We start from the raw sequence: 2,763 nt of genomic DNA on the forward strand, positions 1-2,763 counted from the left end.
GACCCTCCTCGGTCTCGTCGTACGACTCAACATCAATACCGGGTAAACCCAAGAGCTCTGTCAGTAGAGGCACCATAGCCATAACGTATAGTAACGGCTACTTCAGCATACTCATTCCAGGAGAGCCAAAATCTATGGCTTGATTATTGCCAGATACTACAGATTCACCACTGGGGCTGAAAGCCAAGCTGCTGCTTGGACCAATTAGCTTACTTCTCTCTTTGAAGCCTGGTTGATAAATCGCCTCTCTCAAGGTAGAAATTGCTTGTATGCGCATGGCTTGGCTGGCCTCTGATCTTGCCCAAAAGTCTTGAACCTTTATCATAGAGTCCAGCATGGCTTGAAAATAAAAGCCTGAAGTCATTTGAGATTCTATGCCCAGTAGCTCAACATAGGTTTTTTCTTGTAAGGCTAGTTGAGTCGCTTCATCGGCCTTCTCTCTCGCTTCATCAGCCTTTTTTCTCTCTTCATCGGCCTTCTCTCGCTCTTGATTGGCTACAAGAGCCTGTTTTTGAGCTTCACGCTTTTGCTCAATTGCCTCTTTTTCTCCTCTCTCAGCCCTGGCAAAGGCTTGCTCGGCAATGCTTCGCTGTCTACTTTCTCTGTCTTTAGCTCTATCAGCGGCATCTTTTTCTTTTTCAGCTTCTTTGGTTTTATCTTGTGCAATTTTTCTTTGTGCTTCAGCCTTTGATTGTTCGTTCTGAGCAATTAGAGTTTGTTCTTCAGCTTTTTTCTCTCTTTCTTCGGCAAGAATAGTCTGTTTGACAGCTAATTTTTGCTGCTCTAGTGCAAATACGGCGAATCCAACAGACAAGAGCGATAGCCCAATGAAGACACTTAAAAAGGTGCGGAGCTGATTGATTTTTTGTCGCCTGGCTTTTTCGGTTTCGGCGACCTCTGCATCTCGGGCTGCGGCACTAGCTTCTAAAAACGCTATTGCTCTGTTGAAGTCGGGTGCATAGCGTTCGGCCCAGACCGAGTTGGGGTTTTGTTCCCTTTGCCAGGTCAACCCAATAGTTAGTTCGGGGTCGCGCCAGTAGCCAGCTTCTCCTTTTTCATGCAGCTCCGCTGTATCTGCCAGTCGTTTATAAATCTGTGCAGACTGGGTCTCTTCATCGATCCATTTTTTTAGCCGCTGCCAATTTCGCATGAGGCTTTCATGGGAAATATCAATCATGGTGCTGGCACCTAACGGCACCTGGGGCGGTGGCATTAAGAACGATCGCCGAGAAGCGCGAAACTGTTCGATGACAGCGATTACATCTGGTTCACTGACATCGGCCACAATGCAAATTTCGCTCAGCGCAGTTGGGCGACGAATTTCACGGTCAGCGGCACCCCGATCGGTGAGGCATCTAAACAGCGTCTTGGCAATCTGACGAGACGGGTCGTCGGGCAGACCAGCGTAAATCTGATTTGCATGGCGAGACAACGCCTTCGCCATACCGCCGATCGCTTCATAGTGCTCAATATCGATCGCCTGCTCCGGCTGCCTTTGGTCTTCCCAATAGTCCCAGGTTCGCATCAGGGCATGCTGCAAAATCGGTAGCTGGTCAGGGTTGTCGCCCGTGTCATTCAGCAGCCGGTTTACCAGACGGGGGGTAATAGTGGCACCGCCCACCGCCACCGGCCCCGCGATCGCGCTTCTCAGCTGCTCCCGCGTCAGCCGGGGAATCAGATACTGGCTATCGTTCAGCGTCTCCGGCAAATCGCGAAACTGGGCGCAGTCGCCCAAAAAGTCTGACCGCATGGTCAGCACGACAAAAATCGGTACCGATCGCTGGTTTACCGCCCCCAGCAGCAGCTTTACAAAAGCAGCGGCCTCGTCTTCGGCCTCCAGGCGGCGGGCCTGGGCCTGGGCTTGGGCTTTAAAGCGAAACAGCTCCTCAAACTGGTCGACGACCACCAGCAGGTTTTCGTGGGGCTCCATCCGGGCCTGCTGGGTCACCTCCACCAGGCCCAGGGCACCACGCCGCAGGGTGCTTTCGGTCAGAGCGGTGCGAATCATAGCATCGCGGCTAGCGGGGTCGATGCCAAACACGTCCGGGGCGTTGAGGGCGGCAGAAAGGTTGCCCATGGGGGCACTGCCCGGTCGCAAGATCGCCACCCGCCATCCAGAGCTGGCGTTTCGCATCAACCCGCTGTAGAGGCTGGGCAGCAGCCCCGCCCGCACCAGCGATGACTTACCACTGCCCGAGGTACCCATCACGGCCAAAAATCGGGTGCGATGCAGCCGGGTGAGCAATTCGTCGGCCTGGCCCTCGCGGCCAAAGAAGAGATGCTCTTCGTCGAGCTCAAAGGGGCGCAGACCAGGGAAGGGGTTGGTTCGCGGGGAAGATTGCACCATGTCAGGCCAACTGCTCTAGAAACACGTTCAGCAAATCGGGGCAAAAGTCGCCGAAACCCTCGATCAGGGGTACTTCGGGGTCAGAAAAGCGTTGCCTGTCGGGGTTAGCGGCGTAGATGGCCTTGGCCCGCAGGGGCTTTGGGCGGGCGTAGAGGGTTTTCTTCAGCGCCCCCAGGCGGCGCTTCAGCCATAGGCCATTGGCCTCGCCGTAGTAGATCAGTACCGCCTCGCACTGCTTGATCAGCGCCTCAGAGCGGGTAAGGCTGCTGTCATCCTAGTCGGGCAGCACCACGCGAAAGTTCTGCTCCAGCCAGTTGTAGAGGGGGTCAATGGCGGAAGTTTCCAGATCGCGCTCGTCGCAGTCGAGGTAGATCTGCACGGTGTCGTCGGGGGCAAGCTCAAGGGCAGGAGTTGGG

The 2,763-nt window shown here is 54.8% G+C and carries 1 protein-coding gene; it reads right to left on the reverse strand.

The genetic code is table 11. The annotated features are described in order from the left end of the window. Positions 1-97 precede the first annotated feature (97 nt). Positions 98-2,347, reverse strand: coding sequence for an ATP-binding protein (locus tag IQ273_RS32255; RefSeq protein ID WP_194027163.1), 2,250 nt, complete (start codon positions 2,345-2,347; stop codon positions 98-100). Between the last annotated feature and the right edge of the window lie 416 nt (positions 2,348-2,763).

It is taken from the genome of Nodosilinea sp. LEGE 07298 (genome assembly GCF_015207265.1).
Lineage (GTDB): Bacteria > Cyanobacteriota > Cyanobacteriia > Phormidesmidales > Phormidesmidaceae > Nodosilinea.

Bases quoted from the DNA above. Each gene is read 5' to 3' on its own strand.
- IQ273_RS32255 (WP_194027163.1), bottom strand. From the start codon at position 2,347: ATGGTGCAATCTTCCCCGCGAACCAACCCCTTCCCTGGTCTGCGCCCC.